This window comes from Aeromonas sp. ASNIH5, assembly GCF_002902865.1.
Classification (GTDB): domain Bacteria; phylum Pseudomonadota; class Gammaproteobacteria; order Enterobacterales; family Aeromonadaceae; genus Aeromonas; species Aeromonas caviae.
Genome location: NZ_CP026122.1, coordinates 2869853 through 2890468 on the forward strand (window position 1 = coordinate 2869853; position 20616 = coordinate 2890468).

General features: G+C 62.8%; 19 protein-coding genes. 6 read left to right on the plus strand and 13 right to left on the minus strand.

Annotated features, from left to right (window positions below; genetic code table 11):
* The first annotated feature begins 121 nt into the window (after positions 1-121).
* Positions 122-517: an HPP family protein gene (locus C2U30_RS13335; RefSeq protein WP_043153481.1), complete on the plus strand. Its 396-nt coding sequence runs from the start codon at positions 122-124 to the stop codon at positions 515-517.
* Positions 518-569: 52 nt separating this feature from the next.
* On the opposite strand, the gene ompA is transcribed toward C2U30_RS13335, so the two are convergent.
* From ompA to ilvG, 6 genes are all read right to left on the minus strand, one after another.
* Positions 570-1700 carry a porin OmpA gene (ompA, locus tag C2U30_RS13340; protein ID WP_103243919.1) on the minus strand — a complete coding sequence of 377 codons (1131 nt, stop codon included), beginning with the start codon at positions 1698-1700 and terminating at the stop codon, positions 570-572.
* Positions 1701-1950: 250 nt separating this feature from the next.
* Positions 1951-3483 carry a threonine ammonia-lyase, biosynthetic gene (gene ilvA, locus C2U30_RS13345; protein WP_069652401.1) on the minus strand — a complete coding sequence of 511 codons (1533 nt, stop codon included), beginning with the start codon at positions 3481-3483 and terminating at the stop codon, positions 1951-1953.
* Positions 3484-3547: 64 nt separating this feature from the next.
* Positions 3548-5389 (minus strand): dihydroxy-acid dehydratase, encoded by a 1842-nt coding sequence (ilvD, locus tag C2U30_RS13350; RefSeq protein WP_103243920.1) that lies wholly within the window; start codon positions 5387-5389, stop codon positions 3548-3550.
* A 146-nt stretch (positions 5390-5535) separates the two neighbouring features.
* Positions 5536-6480: a branched-chain amino acid transaminase gene (locus C2U30_RS13355; protein WP_052815778.1), complete on the minus strand. Its 945-nt coding sequence runs from the start codon at positions 6478-6480 to the stop codon at positions 5536-5538.
* 12 nt (positions 6481-6492) lie between these two features.
* Positions 6493-6750: an acetolactate synthase 2 small subunit gene (gene ilvM, locus C2U30_RS13360; RefSeq protein ID WP_010676086.1), complete on the minus strand. Its 258-nt coding sequence runs from the start codon at positions 6748-6750 to the stop codon at positions 6493-6495.
* On the minus strand, positions 6747-8393 hold the full coding sequence (gene ilvG, locus C2U30_RS13365) for an acetolactate synthase 2 catalytic subunit (protein WP_041211990.1): 1647 nt from the start codon (positions 8391-8393) through the stop codon (positions 6747-6749). The genes ilvM and ilvG overlap by 4 nt, the downstream gene beginning before the upstream one ends.
* A gap of 384 nt (positions 8394-8777) precedes the next feature.
* Between ilvG and C2U30_RS13375 the strand changes: the two genes are divergently transcribed.
* The 3 genes from C2U30_RS13375 (at position 8778) to C2U30_RS13385 (ending at position 12291) form a co-directional block, all read left to right on the plus strand.
* On the plus strand, positions 8778-10295 hold the full coding sequence (locus C2U30_RS13375; RefSeq protein WP_052815775.1) for a YifB family Mg chelatase-like AAA ATPase: 1518 nt from the start codon (positions 8778-8780) through the stop codon (positions 10293-10295).
* A 132-nt stretch (positions 10296-10427) separates the two neighbouring features.
* Entirely contained in the window at positions 10428-11327 is a 900-nt protein-coding gene (locus C2U30_RS13380) for an acyltransferase (RefSeq protein ID WP_103243921.1), read from the plus strand.
* A gap of 7 nt (positions 11328-11334) precedes the next feature.
* Positions 11335-12291: an acyltransferase gene (locus C2U30_RS13385; RefSeq protein WP_039039684.1), complete on the plus strand. Its 957-nt coding sequence runs from the start codon at positions 11335-11337 to the stop codon at positions 12289-12291.
* Here the strand turns inward: C2U30_RS13385 and C2U30_RS13390 are convergent.
* Entirely contained in the window at positions 12237-12722 is a 486-nt protein-coding gene (locus C2U30_RS13390; protein ID WP_049636081.1) for a DUF523 domain-containing protein, read from the minus strand. The two genes, C2U30_RS13385 and C2U30_RS13390, sit on opposite strands and share 55 nt — an antisense overlap.
* Positions 12723-12798: 76 nt before the next feature.
* Positions 12799-13449: an NUDIX hydrolase gene (locus C2U30_RS13395; protein ID WP_049636082.1), complete on the minus strand. Its 651-nt coding sequence runs from the start codon at positions 13447-13449 to the stop codon at positions 12799-12801.
* A gap of 74 nt (positions 13450-13523) precedes the next feature.
* On the opposite strand from C2U30_RS13395, the gene C2U30_RS13400 reads away from it, so the two are divergent.
* Positions 13524-14159: a nicotinamidase gene (locus C2U30_RS13400; protein WP_041214225.1), complete on the plus strand. Its 636-nt coding sequence runs from the start codon at positions 13524-13526 to the stop codon at positions 14157-14159.
* 101 nt (positions 14160-14260) lie between these two features.
* Positions 14261-15439 carry a nicotinate phosphoribosyltransferase gene (gene pncB, locus C2U30_RS13405; protein ID WP_103243922.1) on the plus strand — a complete coding sequence of 393 codons (1179 nt, stop codon included), beginning with the start codon at positions 14261-14263 and terminating at the stop codon, positions 15437-15439.
* 74 nt (positions 15440-15513) lie between these two features.
* On the opposite strand, the gene C2U30_RS13410 is transcribed toward pncB, so the two are convergent.
* The 5 genes from C2U30_RS13410 to C2U30_RS13430 all read right to left on the minus strand — a co-directional run bounded on the left by C2U30_RS13410 (position 15514) and on the right by C2U30_RS13430 (position 20490).
* Complete coding sequence (locus C2U30_RS13410; RefSeq protein ID WP_010676095.1) at positions 15514-16122, minus strand: thiol:disulfide interchange protein DsbA/DsbL; 609 nt, start codon at positions 16120-16122, stop codon at positions 15514-15516.
* Positions 16123-16331: 209 nt separating this feature from the next.
* On the minus strand, positions 16332-17321 hold the full coding sequence (locus tag C2U30_RS13415; protein ID WP_039039688.1) for a serine/threonine protein kinase: 990 nt from the start codon (positions 17319-17321) through the stop codon (positions 16332-16334).
* 74 nt (positions 17322-17395) lie between these two features.
* Positions 17396-18844, minus strand: coding sequence for a cytochrome c oxidase accessory protein CcoG (gene ccoG, locus C2U30_RS13420; protein ID WP_103243923.1), 1449 nt, complete (start codon positions 18842-18844; stop codon positions 17396-17398).
* Positions 18845-19041: 197 nt separating this feature from the next.
* Positions 19042-19305: a YihD family protein gene (locus tag C2U30_RS13425; RefSeq protein WP_010676098.1), complete on the minus strand. Its 264-nt coding sequence runs from the start codon at positions 19303-19305 to the stop codon at positions 19042-19044.
* A 30-nt stretch (positions 19306-19335) separates the two neighbouring features.
* On the minus strand, positions 19336-20490 hold the full coding sequence (locus C2U30_RS13430; protein ID WP_039039690.1) for a GGDEF domain-containing protein: 1155 nt from the start codon (positions 20488-20490) through the stop codon (positions 19336-19338).
* Positions 20491-20616 lie beyond the last annotated feature (126 nt).

Sequence of the window (20616 nt, forward strand, 5' to 3'; positions counted from 1 at the left end):
TGTCTACCTAATGTCGCAGGCTGGATCAAGTGATCCGGCACAGACAAGGAGACAGGAGATGGAAACAAGACGATGGCGAAGTGCCTGGCTGGCAGGGCTCGGTGCCTGCCTGGCCATAATGTTGCTCGGCTGGCTGGACATGAGCTGGCAGTCGACCCTGTTGATGGCACCGTTCGGGGCAAGCTGTGTGCTGCTCTTCTCACTGCCGGACAGTCCGCTGGCCCGTCCGCTGAACGTGCTTGGAGGCCACCTGTTATCGGCCACCGTGGGGTTGGTGGTGCAATTGCTCCCGCTACCGATGGAGCTCAAGCTGGCGCTGGGTGTGGGCCTGTCCATTGCACTCATGCAGGGACTGGGGCTGATCCACCCCCCTGCCGGAGCCAATCCACTGTTGATCCTGCTCACCACCCAGTCCTGGCCTTTCCTCTGGCAAACAGTGCTGCCCGGCGCCTTGCTGCTGATCATGGTGAGCCATTGCGCCAGGCGGCTGCAAACGTCACGGCTCACACCCACATAAACAACGAGGGGGCCAAGACCCCCTCGTTGTTTAATAGCAAGGCAAAGATGGCTTATTCGGCGATCTGGGAGACCCCGGTCAGGCGCACCTCGACCCGGCGATCCGGGGCCAGGCAGGCGATCATCTGCGCCTTGGCGCCATCCGGGCAGCTGCCCCCGGTCACGGGCGAAGACTCTCCCCGCCCTTCGGCACGCACCTTGTCGGCAAACAATCCCTTGGCGATGAGATAATCCGCCACCGTGCGGGCACGCTGTTCGGAGAGGGACTGGTTGTAGGCCTCCGAGCCGATGCGGTCGGTATGACCGATCACCGTCGCCACCCCGTCTTTCGGATTGGCCGCCAGGATCTGGGCAAACAGGTTGTCGAGGGCCTGACTGGCGGCCGGCTTCAGGGTCGCCTTGTTGAACTGGAACAGCACATCGGAATCCAGGCTGAACTGCTTCTCCACCAGCACGGGGGCCGGGGCGGGCGCAGGTTCGGGCGCAGGCGTTGGTGCCACCGGCTCGTCGCCGATCTGGCCGAAGCGATAGAGCATGCCGACCGACAGCAGGCCGTTGTCCATCTCGATGCCTGACTCGTCGAGGGAAGTCTTGCCAAGGGGTGTGGTGTACTGGTATTCGAGGCGGGCGGCCCAATCCTTGTCGATGGCGTATTCGACCCCCAGCGCCCCGACAAAGGCGGCACCATGATATTTGTTGCCCTCATGGGATTCGGAGAGGCTGCTGGTGCCATCGCTGGCCCGGACGTTGAGTGAGCTCTCGGTCCAGGCATAGGCCCCCCCGAGACGGCCGTAGATATCCAGTGCCGAGGTTGCAGGCAGGATGATCTTCATGGTGGCCTGCACCATCTGGGCCTTGGCCTCGCCATCGAGTGCGAAATCAACCCCGTTGCCCGAGTAGTGCTTGTCCACCTGATACTTGCCGAGCCAGTCATAGCCGAGCTCAACCGCCACGTTTCTGTTCACCTGATAACCGGCAAACAGCCCCAGACCGAGATCATCGCTGTTCTCGTTCACCTTGGTCGCATCGAACAGCTCTTCGACCTGAGCGTTGTAATCCACCCCGTAATAATTTGACCAGCCGGCCTTGCCGCCGACATACCAGGTGTTGTCCTGGGCGGCAGCCTGCACCGTCCCTGTTGCCATCAAAGCGCCGATCAGGACGGCGAGCATAGATCTGTTCATGGATGAGCCCCTGCAATGAATTGTTATGACGCTGCTGCGTCTCTCTTCCCTGACGGGGCCCTGAACCCAAGCCCCGCATTCAGATTATCCCATCTGCAACCAGCCTCAAACGACCAGGGACTCAGGAGTGTGATATTGGCGACATTATCAGCCACCGTGCCCCCAATCATGGGGGCCGACGCGTTGCCCATAAAAAAAAACGAAGAGCCGGGCTCTTCGTTTTTCATCTGGCAAGGGGATGGCTCACCGCTCACTGACTGCCCTGGCTCGCTAGGAACAGGCGGTAGGCGGGATCCTCGCTCACCTCTTTCCAGCCGTAGCCAATCTCGTGCAGGTAGTCGTGGAAAGCCGCCACGTCCTCGTCCGGCAGCTCGAAGGCGCAGAGCACCCGTCCGTAGTCGGCGCCGTGGTTGCGGTAGTGGAACAGGCTGATGTTCCAGCGACAGCCCAGGGTCTCCAGGAAGCGCATCAGGGCCCCCGGCTGCTCCGGGAACTTGAAGCTGTAAAGACGCTCACCGAGGGGCCGGGCCGGGCGGCCGCCAATCATGTAGCGCACGTGGTTCTTGGCCAGCTCGCTCTCGGTCATGTTGACCACCGGATAGCCGTTGCCGCCGAGCTGATCGATGATCTGGCCCAGCTCCTCGTCACCGCCGGTGAGGCGCACCGAAACGAACAGCGACGCCTGCTCGGCATCCGCATAGCGGTAGTTGAACTCGGTCACCATGCGCGGCCCCAGCTGGCGACAGAAGTCGAGGAAGGCCCCCTTGCGCTCGGGTATGGTCACCGCCAGCATGCCCTCGCGCTTCTCGCCGATCTCGCAGCGCTCTGACACGTAACGCAGGCTGTGGAAGTTGACGTTGGCGCCGGACAAGATGGCCGCCATCCGACCCCCTTTCACCTGCTCCCGCTCGCTGTAGGCCTTGAGACCGGCCAGCGACAAGGCTCCGGACGGCTCGGCGATGGCGCGGCAGTCGTCGAAGATGTCTTTGAGCGCGGCGCAAATCTGGTCGTTGGAGACGGTCACCACCTCGTCCAGATACTGGTTGCAGAGGCGGAAGGTCTCGGTGCCGATACGCTTGACCGCCACCCCGTCCGCAAACAGGGAGACCCGTTCCAGGTTGACCGGCTCGCCGGCCGCCAGCGCGGCCTTGAGGCAGGCAGACCCCTCCGCCTCCACCCCGATCACCTTCACATCCGGCAGCAGTTGCTTGATGTAGACCGCCACCCCGGCGGCCAGGCCGCCGCCGCCCACCGGCACGAAGACGTGGGTGAGGTGGGTATCCTGCTCCAGCAGCTCCTTGCCGATGGTGCCCTGGCCCGCGATCACCTCGACGTCGTCGAACGGCGGGATCAGGGTGTAGCCCTCCAACTCGGCGAGTCGGCGGCTCTCGCCGTAGGCCTCATCGAAGCTGTTGCCAAACAGCATGACGTTGCCGCCCTGACGGCGCACCGCGTCGATCTTGATGTCCGGCGTGGTCTTGGGCATCACGATGATCGCCTTGATGCCGAGCTTGGCGGCCGACAGGGCAACCCCCTGGGCGTGGTTGCCGGCAGAGGCGGCGATGACGCCGCGTTCTTTCTGCTCCTGGGTCAGGGTGGCGATCTTGTGGTAGGCGCCGCGCAGCTTGAAGGAGTGAACCGGTTGCAAATCCTCCCGCTTCAGGCTGACGTGATTGCCGAGCCGCTCGGAGAGTTTCTTCAGGGTTTGCAAAGGGGTGACCCTCGCCGCCTCGTAGACGGGGGAGAGCAGTACCTTGCGTAGATAATCCGCCGCAGAGACCATGGTTTATACCCCCGTCTCGTGGCGAAGGGCGCGCAATGCGCCCATATCATGACAGTTCATTCTCTCACTCCCCCAGCAGGGTGCGATCGCGCACCGCGCCCTTGTCGGCACTGGTGGCGAACATGGCGTAGGCGCGCAGGGCAAAGGAGACCTCGCGCTGACGATCGACCGGCTTCCAGCCACGGGCAGAGACGGCGGCGCGGCGAGTGGCCAGCACGCTGTCTGCCACCTCCAGCACCATGCTGCGGGCCGGGATGTCGATGTTGATGATGTCGCCATCCTCCACCAGACCGATAGTGCCACCGGAGGCCGCCTCCGGGGAGACATGACCGATGGAGAGACCCGAGGTGCCGCCGGAGAAGCGACCGTCGGTGATGAGGGCACACGCCTTGCCCAATCCCATCGACTTGAGATAGGTGGTGGGGTAGAGCATCTCCTGCATGCCGGGGCCCCCTTTCGGGCCTTCGTAGCGGATCACCACCACTTCACCGGCTTTCACCGTGCCGTCCAGAATGCCGCTCACCGCGCTCTCCTGGCTCTCGAATACCCGGGCCGGGCCGCGGAAGGTGAGGTTCTCCTCGTCCACCCCGGCGGTCTTGACGATGGCCCCGTTGAGGGCGAGGTTGCCAGCGAGGACCGCCAGGCCACCTTCCTGGCTGTATGCGTGATCGAAGGAGCGGATGCACCCCTCGGCGCGGTCCAGATCCAGCTCGGGCCAGCGGCAATCCTGACTGAACGCCTTGGTGGTGCGGATCCCGGCAGGACCTGCACGGTAGAAGTCGTGAACCCCCTTGTCATTGCTGCGGCTGACGTCATATTCGGCCAGCAGCTCCACCAGGGAGGTGCCCAGCACGTTGCGGGTATCCCCGTGCACCAGGCCCGCTTTTTCCAGCTGACCCAGGATGGCGACCACGCCGCCGGCGCGGTGCACGTCTTCCATGTGGTACTTCTGGGTGGAGGGCGCCACCTTGCACAGCTGGGGCACCTTGCGGGACATGCGGTCGATGTCGGCCATGGTGAAGTCGACACCCGCCTCCTGGGCTGCCGCCAGCAGGTGCAGCACGGTATTGGTGGAGCCGCCCATGGCGATGTCGAGCGCCATGGCGTTCTCGAACGCCGCCTTGGTGGCGATGTTGCGCGGCAGTGCCGAGGCATCTTCCTGCTCATACCAGCGCTTGGCCAGAGTGACGATGCGCTGGCCCGCCAGCTTGAACAGCTGCTCGCGATCGGCGTGGGTCGCCAGCAGGGAGCCGTTGCCCGGCTGGGAGAGACCCAGTGCCTCGGTCAGGCAGTTCATGGAGTTGGCGGTGAACATGCCGGAGCAGGAGCCGCAGGTGGGGCAGGCGCTGCGCTCGATCTGATCGCTCTGTGCATCGGAGACCTTGGGGTCGGCTCCCTGGATCATGGCGTCCACCAGATCCAGCTTGATGATCTGGTCGGAAAGCTTGGTCTTGCCCGCTTCCATGGGGCCGCCGGAGACGAAGATCACCGGGATGTTGATGCGCAGGGCAGCCATCAGCATCCCCGGGGTGATCTTGTCGCAGTTGGAGATGCAGACCATGGCGTCGGCGCAGTGGGCGTTGACCATGTACTCCACGGAATCGGCGATGAGCTCCCGGGACGGCAGGGAATAGAGCATGCCGCCGTGGCCCATGGCGATGCCGTCATCCACGGCGATGGTGTTGAACTCCTTGGCGACGCCGCCGGCGGCCTCGATCTCCCGGGCCACCAGCTGGCCGAGATCCTTGAGGTGCACGTGACCGGGCACGAACTGGGTGAAGGAGTTGACCACGGCGATGATGGGCTTGCCGAAATCCTGATCTGTCATGCCGGTGGCACGCCAGAGGGCGCGGGCCCCGGCCATGTTACGTCCGTGGGTGGTGGTGGCGGATCTCAACTTCGGCATTGTCTCTACTCCCTGAATGCCCCTGGGGCGCATTGTCTTTCAACATGAATGTGTGATTCGCGGATCGGGAATCGATCCTGGTGAAGGCACCTCGGGGAGCCTTCACCGGAAGCGACTCGGGGAGGCGTGACGCCTCCCCGCTATCATCAGTCGTTGACCGGCGTCAGCCAGCCCCACTTGTCTTCGGTCTTGCCGTTGAACAGGCCGAAGAAGGCGTTCTGCAACTGCTCGGTCACCGGGCCACGGCAACCGGCTCCCACCTTCATCCGATCCACCGAGCGTACCGGGGTCACCTCGGCCGCCGTGCCGGTCATGAAGATTTCGTCTGCGACGTACAGCGCTTCACGGGGCAGCGCCTGCTCGCGTACCTCGTAACCCAAGTCGCGCGCCAGCGTCATGATGGTGTCGCGGGTGATGCCGGGCAGGATGGCGGCGGTGGCGGGCGGGGTGAACAGCACGCCGTTCTTCACCAGAAACAGGTTCTCCCCCGCCCCTTCGCTCAGATAGCCGTTCACATCCAGCGCCAGCCCCTCGGCGAAGCCGTTGCGCTTGGCCTCGCGGCTGATGAGCTGGGAAGAGAGATAGTTGCCCCCCGCCTTGGCACCGGTCGGGATGGTGTTGGGAGCGAGCCGGTTCCAGGAGGTGACGCACACATCCACCCCGTTTTTCAGCCCCTCTTCTCCGAGGTAGGCGCCCCAGGGCAGGGCCGCGACCATGAGGTCGGCCTTGGCATCCAGCGGCGGATGCAGCCCCAGCCCCACGTTGCCGACAAAGGCCAGCGGGCGCAGGTAGCCGCTCTTCAGGCCGTTCTCGCGCACCACGGTGCGGCAGGCTTCATTCACTTCGGTCTCGCTGTAGGGGACGTCCATCCAGTAGATCTTGGCGGAGTCGAACAGGCGGCGGGTGTGCTCCTGCAGGCGGAAGATGCAGGTCCCCTTGGGAGTGTCATAGGCCCGCACCCCCTCGAACACCGAGGAGCCGTAGTGCAGGGCATGGCTCATGACATGCACCTGGGCATCCTGCCAGGGGACCAGCTTGCCGTTGAACCAGATGTATTGGGGGTGGGCGGCGGATTGGGAAGGCTGTGACATTGGCTTGGCTCCTTAAGCTCTGATCCGGGGTTGCTGTTCCAGTGCATCGACCCGGGAGACATCCACCAGCTTGACCAGCTGGCTCCACAACTGCTGGATGGGACGTACCGATTCGACAGTAACCGTGATCCGCAGCTGTTGGCAATCCTGCTCCATGTTGAGGGCGCAGAGATTGAAACCGCGGTGACGGACCACCCGCAGCACCCGTTCCATCACTTCGGGTCTGGGTTGGGCATGGATTTCCAGGGTGCTGGTATTGAGCTGGTTCATGGGCGTTGCTCCATCATCTTGTGGTTGGCGACTCCTGGCGGAACCAGGGGCCAGACATTTTCTTCCTCTGAAATAGCCACATGCAGCAGATAGGCACTCTCGCTCGCCAGCAGGCGATCCAGTGCCGGACCTATCTCTTCCTTGCATGTGATGGTCTCGCCGGGAATGCCGAAGGCGGCAGCCAGGGCGACGAAATCGGGGTTGTCGGACAGATTGGTCTCGCTGTAGCGACCGTCGAAGAACAGCTCCTGCCATTGGCGCACCATGCCGAGGCGCTGGTTGTCCAGCAGCACCATCTTCACCTTAAGCCGGGCCCGGCGGATGGTGCCGAGCTCCTGCACGTTCATCATGAAGGAGCCGTCCCCGCTCACCAGTACCACCTCGTCATCGGGGCGCGACATCTTGGCGCCGATGGCGGCGGGCAGGCCGAAGCCCATGGTGCCGAGGCCGGCACTGGAGAGGTGGTTGCGCGGGCTGGTGAAACGCATGTGCTGGGCCACCCACATCTGGTGCTGACCCACGTCGCAGGCCACCACGCTGGTGTCAGGCAGCTGGCTTGAAAGCTCTTTGAGCAGGGCCGGGGCGTAGATGGCCTGACCCGGATGGTCGTAGCGGAAGGCGTATTCCCGAGCCATGGTGGCGCAGTGCTCGCGCCAGGGGTCGAGGGTCAGCGTCATCGCCAGGGCGGGCAGCACACGCTTGAGATCCGTGGTGATCCCCACATCGGCGGCGCGGCGCTTGCCGAACTCGGCGGCGTCCACATCCAGGTGGATCACCTTCGCCTCGGGGGCAAATTCCTCCAGCTTGCCGGTCACCCGATCATCGAAACGGGCGCCTACCACCACCAGCAGATCGCACTGCTGTACCGCCAGGTTGGCGGCCTTGGTACCGTGCATGCCGAGCATGCCCAGATAAACGGGGCTGTCGGGGTCGAGGGCACCTATCCCCTTGAGGGTGGTGACCGCCGGCATCCCCGTGGTGGCGGCAAAGTCGCGCAGCTGCTGCTCGGCATTGGCCATGCCCACCCCGCCGCCGACGTAGAGTACCGGACGCTCAGCTCCGGCCAGCAGGGTACGGGCGACCGTCAGTTCGGCCGGATTCAGGGGGTCGGGTTCCTCCACGGCAAACAGCGGGCTTTGAGAGGGAACGGCGGCCAGTTGCACATCCTTGGGCAGGTCGATGAGCACGGGGCCCGGACGCCCTTCGGTGGCGATGGCGAAGGCTTCGGCAATGACCCGTCCCAGATCCGCCGGGTCCGTCACCATGAAGGAGTGCTTGGTGCAGGAGAGGGACATGCCGAGCACGTCCACTTCCTGAAAGGCATCGGTACCGACGGCGGCGCAGGGCACCTGGCCGCTGATGGCCACCAGCGGTACAGAGTCGAGCAGTGCCTCCGCGAGGCCGGTGACCAGGTTGGTGGCGCCGGGGCCAGAGGTGGCGATGCAGACCCCCACTTGACCGGAAGCGCGGGCATAACCCACCGCAGCCATGGCGGCACCCTGCTCGTGGCGGCAGAGCTGATGGGCCAGGCCACCGTCATACAGGGCGTCGTAGACCGGCATGATGGCCCCGCCCGGGTAACCAAACACCTGGGTCACACCCTGTTTCTTGAGAGCCTGTACCAAAAACTGCGCGCCGTTCATGTGGAAAATCCTGTCCTTTGGTCGAAAAAAAACCCCCGGGCCGTGAGGCTCGGGGGTCGCTTGTTTCGTTCTGTCCGGTGGTGGGTCTATCCCTTGTTCCGTGCAGCCAAACGAGCCCCGAGCGGTGAGATAATAATCACCACTAGGACCACAATAATGCTGACGAAACGGGAGGCCATGTTCATAGTTACAACCGGAAATCCTGTGAAATGGGAGCGGAGCTTGCCGCGAATGGCTATTAGAACTAGCACGGTGATTTTTATTGGGCAAGCACTTTTTACCTGACAAGACTCTGATTTTTACTGCTCTGAAACCTGACAACTGGAACAAAAAACCAATAAAAAACGGTTAACCAGCATATACATCAAACCAAGGACGGTATTTATGTCATTAGCTGTTGTTTATAGCCGTGCCAGCCTGGGGATAGCGGCGCCACAAGTCACGGTGGAGGTGCACCTTTCCAACGGCCTGCCCGCCTTCAACATGGTGGGGTTGCCGGAAACCTCGGTGAAGGAGTCGCGGGATCGGGTGCGCAGCGCCCTGCTCAACGGCAATTTCGAATTTCCGGCCAAGCACATCACCGTCAACCTGGCACCTGCGGATCTGCCCAAGGAGGGGGGCCGTTTCGACCTGGCCATCGCCATCGGCATTCTCGCCGCATCCAAGCAGATACCTGCAAAATACCTACTCGATCACGAATTTTTAGGGGAATTGGCCCTGACCGGCGAGATCCGCCCCGTGCTTGGGGTGCTCCCCTCGGTGCTCGCCTGCCGCGACGCGGGGCGCACCCTGCTGGTCCCACGGGAGAACGGTCCGGAGGCTTCCCTCATACAGGATGCCGAGGTGCGCACCGCCCACCAGCTGCTGGCGGTCACCGCCTGGCTGGCGGGCCAGTACGAACTACCGCTGCCGGAACCCCAGAGCGCGGAGACCCTGCCCGACGTGCCGGATCTACAGGACGTGATCGGTCAGTCCCAGGCGAAGCGGGCGCTGGAGATCGCCGCAGCCGGCAGCCACAACCTGCTGTTCATCGGCCCCCCCGGCACCGGCAAGAGCATGTTGGCCAGCCGTCTGCCCGGCATTCTGCCGCCGCTCAGCGAACAGGAGGCGCAGCAGACCGCCGCCATCCACTCCATCGGCGGCCTCACCCCCCGCGCCGGCCACTGGCACCACAGGCCGTATCGCACGCCCCATCATAGCGCCTCGGCGGTGGCGCTGGTGGGCGGGGGTACCCATCCCAGGCCTGGCGAAATTTCCCTCGCCCACAACGGGGTACTGTTTCTGGATGAACTGCCGGAGTTCGAGCGCAAGGTGCTCGACTCCCTTCGCGAGCCGCTGGAGACCGGGCACATCACCATCAGTCGTGCCGCCCGCCAAGTGGATTTTCCCGCCCGCTTCCAGCTGGTGGGAGCCATGAATCCCAGCCCCTGCGGCCATTATGGCGACGGCCAGACCCGCTCCAGCCCGGATCAGATCCTGCGCTATCTGGGCAAGCTCTCCGGCCCCTTTCTCGATCGGTTCGATCTGACGGTAGAGGTCCCGCTCTTGCCCAGGGGGAGCCTGACCGGCAAGGCGGAGCGGGGGGAATCGAGCCAGCAGATACGCGAACGGGTGCTGGGGGCGCGAGAGCGCATGCTGAGTCGCAGCGGAAAACTCAACAATCTGCTGGATAGTCGTGAAATCGAAGATGTTTGCAGATTATCGCCACAGGATGCCGAGTTTCTGGAGGGTGCAATCCAGAAGCTGGGGCTCAGCATCCGGGCCTGGCACCGCATCCTGCGGGTATCGCGCACCATCGCCGATCTGGCGGGACACGCCACCATCGAGAGAGCGCATCTGATCGAAGCCCTGGGCTATCGTGCCATGGACAGGCTGTTGTCACGGCTGCGCGGGGGCCAGTGAGCGGGGGAACGGCAGCAGCCACCTCCCGACCCGGAAAGGGCGCCACCATGGTCTAGTCGTGGGCCGGCTGATATTATGGCAACAGATCTGACCACTTGGTTGCCATCCACCGATACGAAGACGGATTCCACCATGCTCAACAAGCTGATAGAGCGACTGCGCGGCAGCCTCTCGACCCTGCTCTATTTCATCAACACCCTGTTCTGGTTTGTCCCCGTCCTGCTGCTTGGCCTCATCAAGCTGCTGCTGCCCTTCCAGGGGGCGCGACGTCTCTGCAACACCCTCCTGGACGGCTGTGCCACCCACTGGATAGGTTTTAACAATCTGATCCAGAAAACCATCATCAACACCCCTTTCGATGTGGTCGGAGTGGACAAAGGGCGCCGGAATGAGTGGTATATGGTGATTGCCAACCATCAATCCTGGGTCGACATACTGGTACTGCAGCGGATTTTTAATCAAAAAATCCCCTTCCTGAAGTTTTTCCTCAAGAAAGAACTGATTTGGGTACCTTTTCTCGGCCTGGCCTGGTGGGCGCTGGATTTCCCCTTCATGCGGCGATATTCGCGCAAGTTGCTGGAAAAGAAGCCGCATCTGAAGGGAAAAGACATAGAGACCACGCGCCAGGCCTGTGCCAAGTTCCGCCATATGCCGGTGAGTGTGATGAACTTCGTGGAAGGGACCCGCTTCACCGTCGGCAAGCACGACAAGCAAGGGGCACCCTATCGTCATCTGCTGCACCCGAGAGCAGGGGGCATCGCCTTCACCCTGGCGGCCATGGGGGATCAACTGCACAAGCTGGTGGATGTGACCATCGCCTATCCCGGCGGCGTCCCCAGCTACTGGGACTTCATGTGCGGTCGGGTCAAGGAGATCAAGGTTCGGGTCCGCTTTCTGCCGATCGAACGCAATCTGGTGGGGGATTACTTCAATGACCCCGAGTTCCAACAAGAGTTTCAACAGTGGTTGAACGGGATCTGGCACGAGAAGGACCAGACTCTGGATAAGCTGCTGGCGGACAAGACGCAGTAAGACACTCATGCCAAACCTGCTCCCGGGCCCCCTGGTGCTGTTCATCAGCGCCGGCCTGACCATACTGTTTACCGCCCTGTGTGCCAGCCTGATCCTGCTGGTTTCTCTGGCCAAACTGCTGCTGCCCGTGCCGGCCTTTGGTCGCGCCTGCAGCCGGCTCAACAATCGCTTCATGGGCCTGTGGCTCGGTTGCAACGCCCTGGTGATCCGCCTCACTACCCGCATCGACTGGCAGATTGAGGACAATACCCGGCTGCGCAAGGATGGCTGGTATCTCATCATCAGCAACCACATGAGCTGGACCGATATCGTGGTGCTCGGCCACCTGTTTCGCAATCGGCTGCCGGTGCCCAAGTTCTTCATGAAGCACGAGCTCATTTACATCCCGCTGCTGGGGCTCGCCTGCTGGGGGCTGGACATGCCATTTATGCGCCGCTATTCGAGAGAGTTTCTGTTAAGAAATCCGCATCTGCGGGGCAAGGATATCGAGACCACCCGCAACGCCTGCGAGAAGTTTCGCCACATACCCACCACCGTCATCAACTTCGTGGAGGGGACCCGCTTCACCGATCAGAAGCGCGAGGCCGCCCGCTCCCGCTATCGCCATCTCATGCCCCCCAAGGCGGCAGGACTCGCCTTCACCCTGGCAGCCATGGGGGATCAGTTCGACAGCCTGATCAACGTCACCATCAGCTACCCGGACAACCCCGACACCCCCTTCAAGGATTTCCTGATGGGGAAGATGAAGCGCATCCGGGTGCGGATCGAGGAGCTGCCGGTGGACGAGCAACTGGTGGGGGACTACTTCAACGACAAGCAGTTCAAACGCGGTTTCCAGGAGTGGCTGAATGCACGCTGGAAGGAAAAAGACGAGGTGCTGGCGCAGTGGCAGGCGGCCGATGCGGCGGCTCAGACCGATCCGCAGGCAGCCAAGGCGAGCGCCGAGGCCAGCTCGGGCAGCTGATCCTCGCTGAACACCGCGATGCCATGGCGGCGCAGCAAAGCCGTGGTCTTGCCCTCTCCCGCCAGTGAAACCCCTTCGAAGCGGCCATTGTAGATGCGGCCGCTGCCGCAGGAGGGGCTCCCCTCCTTCAGAAGGGCGAAGCGAATGTCCTGCTGCTGACAGAGGGCCAGCGCAAGGGCAGCGCCCCGATCGAACTCCTCCGTCACATCCAGCCCGCTTTCGGTGACCACCCGCTCCCCCTGGCGCTCGGCAGGGGGGCGTGGCGTCGGCAGGCCACCCGCCACCTCGGGGCAGAAGGCCAGTACCCGCCCCTCGGCTCCCAGCGCCTGCAGCCAGTCGCTGACAATCCCCTTGCTCTGGCCGTCGTAACGCACTGGCTGCCCCAGCAGACAGGCACTCACCAGCACCTTGTGCATTCCCGTCTCTCCCATGTTTTCACTTCCTGTGTGAGGTGCCAGTGCACCAGACCCGCTATGGGGCAACAATCCGGCTTTCGCAGACATCGGCTTATGCTTCCGCACCGTGCATCACCTGATCGAACATGACGCAGCAGGGGGTCTCCAGCCGATAGAGGATGGCGGGACGTTGCTTGCCGGTGCGCTTGCGCCCTGTGTCCACCAGGATGTCGGCACGGTGGAGCCGCTTGCGAAAGGCGGCCGTGTTCATGGGGGTCTGCAGGACGATCTCGAACGCCCGTTGCACCTCGGAGAGGGTGAATTCTGCCCCCAGCAGATGCAGCGGCAGGGTGCTGTAACGGCTCTTGATGCGCAGCCGCTCCAGCCCCATGGCGACCAGCTTGCCGTGATCGAAGGCGAGTTGCAGGCCGGGCAGATCGTCCAGAGGATGCCAGCGACCGCGCACCGCCCCCCCATCGGGATCCGCCAGACAGAGATAGACGAGGGTGGTGGACCAGCCGCGGGGATCCCGCTCCAGGTTGCCGAGGGTACAGACCTGCTCGCTGTAGCAGTGCTCCAGCCCCCACTCTGCCAACAGGCGATGGCGAGCCGCGTCCAGATCCCGATCCCGGGCCTCGTCGATGCGCAGGGCCGGCAACTGCCAGCAGTGGGCAAAGGGGGGGCGATCCCGGGTCTCGAGAAGCAGCTCGAGCCGCTCCTCGCGCAACCGCAGCACCACCATATCCAGACTCATTCTCGGCATCCTGGTCGACCTGCTCGCCTTCTAATAATGTTTGGTAGATAATATCACAAGAATATTATGTGAAGGAGCCATCCATGGGAATCATCGCCAGCCTGGATATTGATGCGCAGAAGGGATTCACCCCCCTCTGCCCGAACGAGCTGCCCGTCGCTGGCGGGGATACCATAGTAGCGGCGCTCAATGCCCAGGCTGCCCTCGCCACCCTGCGAGCCGGCAGCAAGGATGCCCACCCCGCGAACGCCCCCTGGGTGGTGACCGAACCCGGCGCCATGTTGCAACCCCTTGCACTGGCGAATGCCGATCTCACCTGGCCGGCCCACTGCGTGCCCGGCACACCTGGGTTCGAGCTGCTCGACGGCCTGCCCGCCCCCATCGACTACGACTTCTTCGTCTGGAAGGGGGTCGAGCCGGACCTGCATCCCTATGGCGCCTGCTATCACGACCTGGCGGAGCGGCGCAGCACCGGGCTCATCGAGTTTCTGCAAGCCCGCGGCGTCACTACCGTGCTGGTCGGCGGTCTCGCCACCGACTACTGCGTCAAGACCAGCGTGCTGCAACTGCGTCGCGCCGGTTTCCGGGTCATCGTCCACCTCGACGCCTGCCGCGGCATCGCCCCCGAGACAATCGACCAGGCCCGCACCCGGATGATCGAGGCCGGCGCCGAGCTGGCCCAGACCCTGGCCGACATTCAACGCCTGCTGGATGCCTGACATGCCTTCCATTTTCCACTGCCCACCCGACACCGGCGCCCACCCGTCACAGATGCAGCCAGAGTGCGTTGCCCGCGCAGCACTCATCACAGGAGCCTGATATGCCTCCCATCCTCCACAGCCTGCTCGACACCGATGCCTACAAGCTGCACATGCAGCAGGCGGTGTTCCATCGCTATCCGGATGCCGACGTCGTCGCCGAGTTCCACAGCCGCAACGAAGAAGATCTGCTGCCCATGATGGGCCAGATCGAGGAACAACTGCGCCTCGCCGGCTCCCTGCGCCTGACCCGGTCCGAACTCGACTTCCTGGCCGAACGCCCCTTCTTCACGCCCGACTACCTGGACCACCTGCGCCGCAAGCCGCTGGACGCCTCCCTGCTCAAGGTGTTCGAGCAGGATGGCCGCATCAATGTGCGGGTCGAAGGCCCCTGGCAGGACGTGATCCTGTGGGAGATTCCGGTACTCGCCATCATCAGCGAGATGCGCAACCGCTTCCGCTATCCCCAGTTCGGCGTCAGACAGGCACTGGAGCGGCTCGATCAGAAGATCGACAAGCTGGAGCGGGAGCTGAGCCGGGAGGAGATGAGCGAGTTCAACCTCATCGACTTCGGCACCCGTCGCCGCTTCTCCCTCGCGGTACAAGACGCCGTGGTGGGTCGCCTCAAAGAACGACTGCCGGCGTTTCGCGGCACCAGCAACTACCTGCTGGCCCAGAAGTACCGGTTGCCCGCGGTGGGCACCCAGGCCCACGAGTGGTTCCAGGCCCACCAGCAGCTCGGCTTCCCGCTGGAGCTCAGCCAGCGTGCCGCCCTCACCAGCTGGCTGGACGAATTCACCAACCACCTCGGTATCGCGCTCACCGACTGCATCACCATGGATGCTTTCCTGCGTGACTTCGACTTCGAGCTGGCAAGCCGCTACCAGGGGCTGCGCCACGACTCCGGTGATCCCGTGGTGTGGGGCGAGAAGGCCATCAGCCACTATCAGCGGCTCGGCATCGACCCTGCCGAGAAGACGCTGGTCTTCTCCGACGGGCTCAACCTCGACAAGGCCGTCGAGCTGCTGCGCCACTTCCGCGGCCGCATCAACACCAGCTTCGGCATCGGCACCAAGCTCACCTGCGATCTGCCCGGCGTCAACCCAATGAACATCGTGTTCAAGCTGATGGAGTGCAACGGCGGCCCGGTCGCCAAGATCTCCGACAGCCCGGGCAAGACCCTCTGCCGGGATGCGGACTTCATTCGCAACCTCAAGCAGGCCTTCCACGTCGGGGTCTGAGTCAGGCCCGCGAGACGCCAAACAAAAAGCCCGCCGGTTTGCACCGGCGGGCTTTTTTATCGACTCAGGAATTATCAGTCCTTCTTGGCCAGCAGGAATTTCACCAGCTGGTTGAACTGCTCCTGGGAAGTGATGGATTCAATCTTCACCATGTATTTGCCGTTGACCAGGAAGGCCGGCACACCGCGCACATTGTAGCTCTCGGTGTTGCGATCGAACTGGGAGACCATGCCGGAGACGGCGAAGCTGTCGACGGCACCGTCGAACTCCTCGGCCGGCACGCCATTGTCCACGAAGACCTGCTTCACGTCGGCGCGGCTCTGGGGGATCTGGCGCTGGGTGTGGATCTTGTCGAAGATGGCCGGGGTCAGCTTGCCTTCCACGTTCAGCAGATTGGCGACGGCGTAGGCACGCTGCATCTCGGGGCCCATTTCACGGCCCAGGAAGGCCACCGGGTTCTTCTTCATCGGCACGCCTTCCGGCAGGCTCTTCTTCAGATCCTCGGCAATCGGCTCGAACTTGGCGCAGTGCGGGCAGAAATAGGAGAAGAACTCCATCACTTCCGGCTGGGCGCTGCCGGTCTGGCTGACCACATCATAGTTGACACCTTCCTTGAATTGCGGGGCGGCGTGAACCATGGGGATCATCAGCATGGCAGCGAGGAAAAATAGTACTTTTTTCATGACGTTTCCTGTTAAGGGATCACTGTGAGGCACGCCCGGCGAACCGAAGCAGTCCAAGCCTATTGCCTCACCCTCGTGCCGTCAATGGCAAAGGCAGACAGGCGGGACCGCCATCCCGCCTCCCACGGGCACCTTGCCGCTGTGGCAATGGTACGGGCGACACCACCAACGGACGCCCCGTGGCGTGGCGATCTGCCGGGTTCGCGCCCCTACCACTGCGGCATCAGGCTGAGCGGCGGGGCCTTCAATGCCTCGAGCTGATCATGCAGGGTCGCAATCTGCTGGCGCCAGTAGTGTTCGGTGTTGAACCAGGAGAAGTGGCGGGGGAAGGCGGGATCTTCCCAGCGTCTTGCCAGCCAGGCCATGTAGTGGACGATGCGCATGGCACGCAGCGGCTCGATGAGCGCCAGCTCCCGCGGGTCGAACTCCATGAACTCCTCATACCCCGCCAGCAGGGTATCGAGCTGGATCTGCTGCTCATGACGCTCCCCGTTCAGCATCATCCAGAGATCCTGGATGGCGGGGCCGGTGCGGCAATCGTCGAGATCGACAAACAGGGGGCCGTCACGCCACAGGATGTTGCCCGGGTGGCAGTCCCCATGCAGGGAGATGCGTGCCACATCCAGGGTCATGGCGTCGCATACGTGCCGGATCAGCTCGTCCAGCACCCCGAAGAAGGACTTGGCCAGCCCGCTCGGCAACCACTCGCCTGCCGCCAGCAACTGACGCGGCTCGTGCAGCATGCTCTCCACATCCAGCGGAACCCGGTGATGAAAGGCATGGCTGGCACCGACGCTGTGGATGCGACCGAGGTAACGCCCCACCCACTCCAGCTGGTCCAGGTTGTCCACCTCGAACTGACGCCCCCCGACGCTCTGCCAGATGGCAAACGGGTAGCCCTGATGCTCCAGCAGGGTCTCGCCGGCAAAGGCAATGGGAGCGGCGACCGGGATCTCAGCTTCACAGAGGCGAGCGGCAAACGCGTGCTCTTCCAGGATCTGGGCCCGGCTCCAGCGACCGGGGCGGTAGAACTTCACCACGTAGCGACGGCGATCCTCATCCTGGAACTGATAGACGCGGTTCTCGTAACTGTTGAGCTCGATAAGGCCGGAGTCGATGCGCAAGCCGCTGAGATCGATGGCATCCATGATGAGATCGGGATTGAGGTCGGAATAGTTGAAACGCATGTCATCCACCATAGAAAAGGGGCGCTGTTGCGCCCCATTCTATCACCACTGTCTGCCGTTGCCGTGCATGGCGGTGCGCCTTGCCATCACAACCTGCTGATAAACTTGCTCGGTTGGCGCAACGTCCCCTTGCTGTCGTCCGGCGCCGCGCCTTCCCGCTTGAGCACGAACTGGACGTCCAGAGTGGGCCGCTTCAGGTTGAAGGGATCCACCGCCAGGCTCACCGGCAGGGTATAGATCTCGCCCGCCTTCAGTGTCACCTCGCGGGGTCCGAACCACTGGTACTCCGGCAGCCCTTCCACGTCCAGCCGGTAGGTCTGGGAGTTCAGGGTCTTGTTGAGGATCTTCAGGGTATAGGTGTTCTCGATGAGCCCTTCACTGTTTTCCCGGAACAGCTGGTTGCGATCCCGCAGGATATCGAGCCCCATGGGCATGATGGACATGGCGTTATAGACGAAGACCCCCAGCATGACGACCATCACCAGGCCATAGCCAATCAGCTTGGGCCGCGCCACCTGGGTTTCACTGTGGGCCAGCTTGTGCTCGGTGGTGTAACTGATGAGCCCTTTCGGATACCCCATCCGCTCCATGGTCTGATCGCAGGCGTCGACACAGGCGCCGCAGTTGATGCACTCGTACTGCAGACCGTCACGGATGTCGATACCGGTCGGGCAGACCTGCACGCAGAGGTCGCAGTCGATGCAGTCCCCCAGCCCCAGGGCCTTGGGATCGGTCTTGCGACCACGGGCGCCGCGGGTCTCGCCACGCTGGCTGTCATAGCCGACGATGTAGGTGTCCTTGTCGAACATGGCGGACTGGAAGCGGGCATAGGGGCACATGTGGATACACATGATGGCGCGCATCCAGCCGGCGTTGCCATAGGTGCAGGCGGCAAAGAACAGCACCCAGAAGATGACCCAGCCTCCCGCCTGCAGGGTGAAGAAATCGGGTACCAGGTGGAAGACATCCTGGAAGTAGGCGACGAAGGTCAGCCCCGTGCCCAGCGACAGCAGGATCCAGGCCAGGTGCTTGGCGCCCTTACGGGCCAGCTTCTCGCCGCTCCAGGGCGCCGCATCCAGCTTGCGACGCTTGTTGGCGGCCCCTTCCAGCTTCTCCTCGAACCAGATGAACAGGAAGGTCCACACCGTCTGGGGACAGAGGTAGCCGCACCAGACCCGGCCCAGGAAGGTGGTCACAAAGAAGAGGGCGAAGGCCGCGATCATGAAGACCCAGGCCAGCAGGGTGAGATCCTGCGGCCAGATGGTGGCACCGAAGATATGGAACTGCTGGTGCTCCAGATCGAACAGCACCGCCTGACGGCCGTCATAACGCAGCCAGGGCAGGAGGACAAAGAGCGCGACGAAGAACCAGCCCATGGCCTTGCGCACCCGCTGCCAGTAGCCGGTCTGGGAGCGGACATAGATGCGGTTGCCGGGGTTGAACCTGTCATCTCCCGCCTTGAAGGTGTTGGGATTGAAAGTCCCGGTGACGTCACCGGTCACATCCTTGATGTCGATCTTGTCCTTGTCGGCCATTGCAACACATCGCTCCACTCATATTGTTATGAAAGCGATTATATCTTAAACAACCTGCTAATTGTGTGGGTTAAATGTATCTATAGTTCGAGTCCCGTCGCAATTTCAGGCAACAAAAAAGGCGCATAGCCAGTTGACTATGCGCCTTTTCACAGATTCTCTTGAAACCTTTCTCTGATGGCGATATGACGCCCGGATTACTTGATGCCGCGGGCCTTGAGCAGGGCTTCCTTGAAGTCGGGCACGTGATCCTTGGCCAGCCCCGGGATCATCGCCTGCTTGTCGGATTCCCGCATCTTGAGGTGGTAGATCAGCATGTCGTCGGTCAGTGCGGACAGCGGACCGTCAAATCCCGCCTCCTCGGCCAGTTTGGCAACAAACTGCACCAGGCTGAGATCCTGCTCCTTGATCCAGGCAGGCTGCAGCAGTTCCAGCAGCTCTTCGATACGATGACATTGCATAGACGACCTCTTTAATCTGTCTTGTGAAACTCAGGCAACCTTACCCATCAAGGCTACTTCGATACGATCCCGGCCATTATGCTTGGCCTGATAGAGCGCCGCATCCGCTTTCTGGATAAGCTCGGCAATGGAGTGATGCTGATCCGGCACCAGGGTCGCCACCCCGAAGCTGCAACTGACCCGCCCCGAGACCCGGGATTTGTGGTGGGGAATGCCGAGGGCTCGCAACGAGGTACGCACCTGCTCGGCGATCTGCATGGCCCCCTGCAAGGTGGTGCAAGGCAGCAGCAGGGCGAACTCCTCTCCGCCGTAACGGGCAGCGAGATCGTCTTCCCGCCGCAGCACTTCGGCCAGCAGGCTCGCCACCTGTTGCAGGCACTGGTCCCCCACCTGATGACCATAGTGATCATTGAACTGCTTGAAGTAGTCCACATCCACCAGCACCAGAGAGAGAGGCGCCCTGGCACGGTGGCAGCGACGCCAGGCGCGCGCCAGGGAGTCGTCGAGATGGGCCCGGTTGGCGATGCCGGTCAGACCGTCGAGGCGGGACGTGAGCTTGAGGTGCTCGGAGACCGCCTTCAGCTCGGCCACCAGGTCCGCATTGGAAAAACTGTGGTAGAGAGAGGCCACCTGATCCCGCCGCAGGCGCCGCAGCAGGGTCGGCAGAAAGACGAACAGGTACCCCGCCAGCATGCAGGAGACGATACGCTCCTGGGTGTTGCCGCCACTGAGCTCGAACAACATGGCAAACCCGAGGGGCAGCACGGCCCCATAGAGGGTACGACGGCTGCCGAACAGCATGATGGCGCTGCCGGTCAGGATCAGGCTGGAGAGCATCATCATGGCGGCACGATAGGTGTCGGGCAGCTTGTCCATGTAGAGCAGCACGCCCAGTGCCCAGACGATGGAGGTGATGGTCACCCCGACAAAGAGCTCGCGCTCGAGCACCGGCAGCGGAAGCTCCGCCAGCCTGGGCTGGCGCCAGCGCAGATGCCACCAGCGCCCCAGCAACAGCAGCAGGACCAGACCGAGCCAGCCCAGCGACTCGCTGGCCGGCAGGTAATCGTGGAACAGCAGGCTCCAGCTGATCGCCAGCAGCCCCAGGCAAGGCAGGCTGAAGGAGGCATGGGTATAGAGCTGGACCATGATGGCCCGCCGCACCTGATATTTCACACTCTGTGTCAACTGGGTACTCCCTGTACAAGAGCCGCACAGTTTAACACTCCCCTTTCCTGCTCAACAATCAATCGACCGCTATTAAGCTGCCACTCAGCGCGTCCTCTCTCGCACAGGCCCCGACAGACCCTTTTC

What these genes read in the sequence shown, in the direction of transcription:
- ompA (WP_103243919.1), bottom strand. Translation starts at nt 1,700, where the DNA reads ATGAACAGATCTATGCTCGCCGTCCTGATCGGCGCTTTGATGGCAACA.
- ilvA (WP_069652401.1), bottom strand. Translation starts at nt 3,483, where the DNA reads ATGGTCTCTGCGGCGGATTATCTACGCAAGGTACTGCTCTCCCCCGTC.
- ilvD (WP_103243920.1), bottom strand. Translation starts at nt 5,389, where the DNA reads ATGCCGAAGTTGAGATCCGCCACCACCACCCACGGACGTAACATGGCC.
- C2U30_RS13355 (WP_052815778.1), bottom strand. Translation starts at nt 6,480, where the DNA reads ATGTCACAGCCTTCCCAATCCGCCGCCCACCCCCAATACATCTGGTTC.
- ilvM (WP_010676086.1), bottom strand. Translation starts at nt 6,750, where the DNA reads ATGAACCAGCTCAATACCAGCACCCTGGAAATCCATGCCCAACCCAGA.
- ilvG (WP_041211990.1), bottom strand. Translation starts at nt 8,393, where the DNA reads ATGAACGGCGCGCAGTTTTTGGTACAGGCTCTCAAGAAACAGGGTGTG.
- C2U30_RS13375 (WP_052815775.1), top strand. Translation starts at nt 8,778, where the DNA reads ATGTCATTAGCTGTTGTTTATAGCCGTGCCAGCCTGGGGATAGCGGCG.
- C2U30_RS13380 (WP_103243921.1), top strand. Translation starts at nt 10,428, where the DNA reads ATGCTCAACAAGCTGATAGAGCGACTGCGCGGCAGCCTCTCGACCCTG.
- C2U30_RS13385 (WP_039039684.1), top strand. Translation starts at nt 11,335, where the DNA reads ATGCCAAACCTGCTCCCGGGCCCCCTGGTGCTGTTCATCAGCGCCGGC.
- C2U30_RS13390 (WP_049636081.1), bottom strand. Translation starts at nt 12,722, where the DNA reads ATGGGAGAGACGGGAATGCACAAGGTGCTGGTGAGTGCCTGTCTGCTG.
- C2U30_RS13395 (WP_049636082.1), bottom strand. Translation starts at nt 13,449, where the DNA reads ATGCCGAGAATGAGTCTGGATATGGTGGTGCTGCGGTTGCGCGAGGAG.
- C2U30_RS13400 (WP_041214225.1), top strand. Translation starts at nt 13,524, where the DNA reads ATGGGAATCATCGCCAGCCTGGATATTGATGCGCAGAAGGGATTCACC.
- pncB (WP_103243922.1), top strand. Translation starts at nt 14,261, where the DNA reads ATGCCTCCCATCCTCCACAGCCTGCTCGACACCGATGCCTACAAGCTG.
- C2U30_RS13410 (WP_010676095.1), bottom strand. Translation starts at nt 16,122, where the DNA reads ATGAAAAAAGTACTATTTTTCCTCGCTGCCATGCTGATGATCCCCATG.
- C2U30_RS13415 (WP_039039688.1), bottom strand. Translation starts at nt 17,321, where the DNA reads ATGGTGGATGACATGCGTTTCAACTATTCCGACCTCAATCCCGATCTC.
- ccoG (WP_103243923.1), bottom strand. Translation starts at nt 18,844, where the DNA reads ATGGCCGACAAGGACAAGATCGACATCAAGGATGTGACCGGTGACGTC.
- C2U30_RS13425 (WP_010676098.1), bottom strand. Translation starts at nt 19,305, where the DNA reads ATGCAATGTCATCGTATCGAAGAGCTGCTGGAACTGCTGCAGCCTGCC.